Below are 5,720 nucleotides of genomic sequence, written 5' to 3'. Positions count from 1 at the left end.
TAAAAATCTAAAAAAGAGCATAACAAAATAGACTCAGAAAATAGCTTTTTTAAAAAAAGGCTGAGCCTTTAGATAAGTAAATCATATATTCAATTTGTGTAAATAAAATTAGCGGATCATTCCTTCAAGTGGTATAAAAAAGGCTTGGCTGGTGTAACAACCAGAAAAGGGGTAATCTCCCATACGTGCTACCCAAATAGGGTGCGACAGTCAGTGGTGCACCGTGGTCGCTGGAGTCAGACTAACGGACGGGCTCTATGGCACCATAGTTCATCGACCTTCCTCGCCAGCCATTAAAACAGTATCGACCGCATAATCCATTTTCATTCTCTGTGGTGCAGCGCCGATTTTTGCGCTGCATGGATGGCTAACGGGTGCTTTTGTTGAATAGGAACACCAGTAAAAGTACTCCCTTAGTGGGGGAGCCATAAATTGATTACACTTCTTTTCATGTCATAAAACCTTATATCTTATATATAGATGTATTAATTGGCATCCCAGTGGCATGCTTTTGGCATACAACTTAAAATAACCAGCGATAATTTTTGATTATTAGAAAATACAATAGGTAGCAAACCTCTTGATAAATAAGCATTTATAGAAACTGTCGGTAACAATAAATAACTATAAAGAATACAAGAATCGTCCTTGACAAGGTTGTGTTCAGCTGAATCATGCGGGATTCCTTTGGGCGGTTTTTTTCGGTACCATGCTTGGTCTAAATCGTCTATCTAGACCTCCATACGTGATGAAAGCATAATATTATTTAAGGTATTAAATTAAATGGATAACAAAGATTTTATAGAATTTGATGATCAATGCCAGGAAACGGAAAGCTTAAATATTGATTTAGAAAATGCGTTTAAAAGAATCAAAAGCACGATTGACTTAAAACCTGTTTATGTATACGATTTTGAGCAAAAAAATTATGTTTTATGCGGAAGAGTTGAGTGATTACGTTTTAAACGCAATAACAATAAATGGAGAGGTCCTGGAATTAAACGTCTTATAGAAATTACTGTTCACGACCTAAAGGGGCTATGCTATGCAATTAACAGGTTGTGTTTAGAGGACAAAAAAGTAAAAACGCATGTAAAATAGCAGACCATTTCTCAATAGAGGAATGGTCTATTTTTATTGATATGATGATTACAGCCACTTGATTTTACCACCCTCGGTGCGAAACACCTGCCCAAATAATAGCGGTTGTCTTTGACAAAGCCCTTCCCATAGGGAAGGGCTAACTCTTTATTTTAAATTTTTTCGTCCTTGTTCATATTTCTCTTCATGCATATGATCTACATAATCATCTGAAATTTCACCTAAATGAAGCATGTCTTCACCGTTGTCCACAACCTCCAGCGAATCAAAAAATTCTTTAGGTATATTAAAGTCCATCAAAAGTTCCCCTGAAGTACTGTAGATACTACCAGATAAATTACCTTTTGGAGGTTCCTCCATTTTTAACAAATCCTTTAACGTTACAGGTTGACCGTTAACCTTAAAGTTCATTTTAATTTCATACAAATCAATTGTTTGCTCCAATATTTGAACCATTTCATCAAGGTCTTGGTCGCTTAATTGACTAGGGTCTTCTACATTCACGAATTTTTCCCATAGGGTATCATTTGTTGCGATTTGGTCAAGTTGATCCTTATTATTTTCTTCTACTGCTGCTAAATAGTTAAAGAATTTCTCTGATTCTTCTTCAGTAATGCCAAACTCCCCTAGTGCATTTTCGGTTTCGGCCATATACTCATCATTGTTTACATAAAATTCAACTGATGCATCCAAATCCTCTATAAATTTATAGTCATTCAAGTTATCACCAAAATGGTCCATTAAATCATTAAACTCTTTCTCGGTCAAACCATATTTAGTTAATAACTTCTGAAAATTTTGCGAGTTAATTGGGGTACCCATGACATCTTTAAGTTCTTCCACAGTGCTAAAATCATCTAATGGAATTTCATAGTAGGAAAGATAGTCAAGTAACTCTTGTTTAGTCCATCCTATTTCAGCTAAATATGGATTCAATTCATTTTCTGGTGGAGCTGCATTCGCTGAAGGAACATTCAATAGGAGTGGCAACGTGAGCATGAGCACGAACATAACCTTAATACGGATCATTGGGACCCTCCTTTAATTTTGGTGCATCTATAATTTACCCTGTTGAGGGATACTTAGAAATATAAACATACCTAATTCTTCTGGAAGTCACACCAAGATTACACAAAAATGAGGCAGATGAATAGACAGTTATACTTACCGTCTGGACGGCCTCGCTTTTTTGTAAACAAAAATAATTTTATCCTATAACAGATGTTAAGGTCTTTCGTAGGGAACATGGTGTCATACAAGAAAAGGATGCCCGCCTATAGAATAAACTCTAAAACCATTTAAAAGCTTCTGAAATGTAAAGGATAGGAAAGATTTAATCGCTATTCTTCCCGATAGTTCATTTTCATAAAAACGTGTGTTATGTGAAATCCTATTCTTACTGGAACAAAATGGAGGAAGTTATAAATGAGAGAGATTCAAGAAAAAGGTCTATTTTGGCATTGGGGAATAAGGATGTATAGATTACGCTGGGCAGTATCAATTTTTTGGATATTGTTATTTATAGTTTCTGCATATTTTGTCCAAAAACTACCTGATAGGCTTAAGGAAAGTGGATTAATTTCGAAGGGAAGCGAATCGGACCACGGATTTTCATTAATGAAAAAGGAACTTGGGACGTCACTATCTACAGTCACTATTGTTTATACAAGTCATGAAACAGACTTAACAAGTGAACAAGCGAAGAAGGACATACTTCAATCATTAGATAAATTAAAAAAACAAAACTATGTTGAAAAGATTCAGATCAATTCTACACCTCGTTTAAAAGAGGATAAGGGAATACAGTCTGTTGTTGTGGAACTTAAACTAAAGAATCAAGAGGCTCTTAACCATTTTTCAGAGCTGAAAAGGCTGATGGGGAAGCCAAAGGGTATGGATACATATGTTGATGGAGAAATTGCTACAATTCATGAAGTACAGCAGGCGACAAAACAAGATATGGCACATTCAGAAAAGATTGGCCTTCCGATTGCCTTACTTGTTCTATTATTTATTTTTGGAACTGTATGGGCAGCAATTATACCTCTGTTAGTTGGTATGATGAGTGTATCACTGACACTCGCAATTACTTATTATCTTACTGAATTTTACTCGCTTTCAAATTTTCTTCCAAATATCGTTATGATGTTAGGTCTTGCGATCGGGGTTGATTATGCTCTTTTTCTTGTCAGTCGTTTTCGAGAGGAATTAAAAAGACAGCAATCAGTAGAAGAAGCTGTAGCAATGGCTACACAAACAGCAGGGCAATCTGTTTTCTTTTCTGGATTTGCTGTACTAATAGGTATGTTTGGTATGCTTTTTATAAAACTCCCCATTATTTACTCTTTATGCCTGGGTGGTGTGCTAGTGGTCTTTTCAGCAATGATTCTATCTTGCACGCTTCTACCCTCGTTACTAGGTATTTTGGGCCATCGTATCAATTCTCTTAAAGTATTCGCACGTACTCAAAAGAGAATGGAAAACACCATCATGTGGGAGCGAATCGCCCTTTCTGTAATGAAACGGCCAGCCGTATTAGCCATCGTAATAAGTACCCTGTTATTATCACTCATGCTCCCTATTGTTCGTATGCAAGTAGGAGTTCCCACTGCAGAAGTATTGCCCCCATCATATGAATCAAGGAAAGGGGCGGAATTGTTAAAAGAAAATTATGACGTACGGAAATCAAGCCCGATTTTTATAATTGTTAAGGCAAAAGAAAATGTAACAGAAGTATCATCCATTAGGAGAATTAAGAAATATGAGGAAAAGATTCATCGATTGCCTGGTGTGCTATCGGTTCAAAGTTTTATCGATGTTCTTGGTAATCGTACACCAGAAGAAACCTTTCAACTACTTAAGTTAAAAGGCACACATGACCGAATGAAAAATGAAAGTTTATTGAGAGGTAATTATGCTTTGCTTACAGTTGTACCACGGTCAAAGCCAAATTCGACCGAAGCCTCCAATCTTGTTCACAAGATACGGAAGGTATCAGTGAATGACTTGGAATCGCATGTTACTGGGCAAACCGCTTTGCTTGTGGATATGTTGGATCGAATAAATTCAGGTTTACCGTTGATGATGTTATTTATTATATCTGTGACTTACTTGATATTGTTGTATGCTTTTAAGTCGGTTCTAATTCCGCTTAAAGCGATCATGATGAACGTCTTAAGCCTTGGATCAAGTCTAGGAATAGTGGTAATTATTTTTCAGTATGGATGGCTCACTGATTTACTAAATATTACATCCATTGGCTATGTTAGTATCATTATGCCTGTAACAATCTTTTGTATTGTGTTTGGTATTTCAATGGATTATGAAGTCTTTTTAATATCAAGGATTAAGGAAGAATACGATAGGTCAGGTGATAATGAAAAAAGCACAGCCGCAGGACTCCAGAAAACGGGTCGTCTTATCAGTAGTGCTGCATTAATTTTACTAGTAGTTGTGGGTTCATTCATTTTTACCAATATTGAGATTACAAAAGCACTCGGTGTTGGTTTATTTTGTGCTATTTTCATTGATGCTACCCTAATCCGAATAATCCTGGTTCCTGCTTTAATGAAACTGCTCGGTCCTGCAAACTGGTGGGCTCCCAGATGGATTGTAGGTAAATAATTGGAATGGTTAAAAAGTTGAATTATTATATGGCTGAGCATTGGTAACAGCGATACGATGGCTTGGCTTCGTATCGCTGGTTGCTCCTAACACAAATAAGCAACTTACCTTTTTTTATTATCAATTATTTAGCTCTAAGTCACTTTACAAGTATTTTTTTCTAAAAATCTAGTCCATTTAATTATTTCCAATTTTCTAATCGAGAGTATAGTAGAGTATTTATATTAGTTGCTTTTTAGTCCTTTTATTTAAAAAAGGTCGCTTCGGCGACTTTTTTGTTCCATTAAACGAGCAGTCAAATTGAAGAAGGATTCTTGTAATTGAGCAAACGGTGGCAAGAGTTCGGAGAACGGGGATTACCGCAGCTACCTCTTTTCTTATTCAGCTAACGGGCAGGTTACTTGAAGAAGGAATAATTAATTTCTTTATCGAATAAGGGATAAAAAGAACGAAAATGGTGATACCGATGGAAGATTATAAGGATAAAGATGACTTAGAATTATATGATACCGTAATTGAAGAATTAGTTATTAGTCACCGAGAAAAAAGCATTTCTTTTCAAATTTTAAAGCCTATATCTCGCATAGATAGGACGGGCGGGTTTACCTATCGTGTTAAGAAAGGCATTTTGAAGTTTGAAAATGTTATTCATGCAAACATTCCTTATAGTTTTGAGTGGGAAGAATGGAGTGAATTTTATCGTTCAGCCGTATTAGACAGTTCGAAAGTGATTGATAGGATACCTAAAATAGCAAAGGAAAATAAATCTTTAAAGCATATATTCTTAGGCATTGACTACGGTGTTGATTATAAAGAATTAGATATTGTTTGTTCGAACTATTATTTAACTTTAGAGGAACAAGAGTATGTCCTTCATGATGATTTTGATTGGTTATATGAGGAATAATCTTATTCAGCTAACGGGTGCTTGAGCTGAACAAGTGGTTGCTGCGGCAGCCCTTTTTTCTTGTTCCACTACCATGAAAATTAACTTC

At 35.9% G+C, this 5,720-nt stretch carries 5 protein-coding genes; 3 read left to right on the top strand and 2 right to left on the bottom strand.

Annotated features, from left to right (window positions below):
• Positions 1 to 270 precede the first annotated feature (270 nt).
• Complete coding sequence (locus J7E63_RS29405) at positions 271 to 429, bottom strand: hypothetical protein (RefSeq protein ID WP_215018921.1); 159 nt, start codon at positions 427 to 429, stop codon at positions 271 to 273.
• A 354-nt stretch (positions 430 to 783) separates the two neighbouring features.
• Here J7E63_RS29405 and J7E63_RS29400 point away from each other — a divergent pair, with 354 nt between their 5' ends.
• The gene (locus J7E63_RS29400; RefSeq protein ID WP_215018919.1) at positions 784 to 954 is read left to right on the top strand and encodes a hypothetical protein; all 171 of its coding nucleotides are present in this window, start codon (positions 784 to 786) and stop codon (positions 952 to 954) included.
• Between the two features lie 294 nt (positions 955 to 1,248).
• On the opposite strand, the gene J7E63_RS29395 is transcribed toward J7E63_RS29400, so the two are convergent.
• The gene (locus J7E63_RS29395; RefSeq protein ID WP_215018917.1) at positions 1,249 to 2,130 is read right to left on the bottom strand and encodes a processed acidic surface protein; all 882 of its coding nucleotides are present in this window, start codon (positions 2,128 to 2,130) and stop codon (positions 1,249 to 1,251) included.
• Between the two features lie 396 nt (positions 2,131 to 2,526).
• On the opposite strand from J7E63_RS29395, the gene J7E63_RS29390 reads away from it, so the two are divergent.
• Positions 2,527 to 4,725: an MMPL family transporter gene (locus J7E63_RS29390; protein ID WP_215018915.1), complete on the top strand. Its 2,199-nt coding sequence runs from the start codon at positions 2,527 to 2,529 to the stop codon at positions 4,723 to 4,725.
• A gap of 466 nt (positions 4,726 to 5,191) precedes the next feature.
• On the top strand, positions 5,192 to 5,632 hold the full coding sequence (locus J7E63_RS29385) for a hypothetical protein (RefSeq protein ID WP_215018913.1): 441 nt from the start codon (positions 5,192 to 5,194) through the stop codon (positions 5,630 to 5,632).
• Positions 5,633 to 5,720 lie beyond the last annotated feature (88 nt).

It is taken from the genome of Bacillus sp. ISL-75 (assembly GCF_018613095.1).
This window is presented reverse-complemented; position numbering and strand designations above follow the sequence as displayed.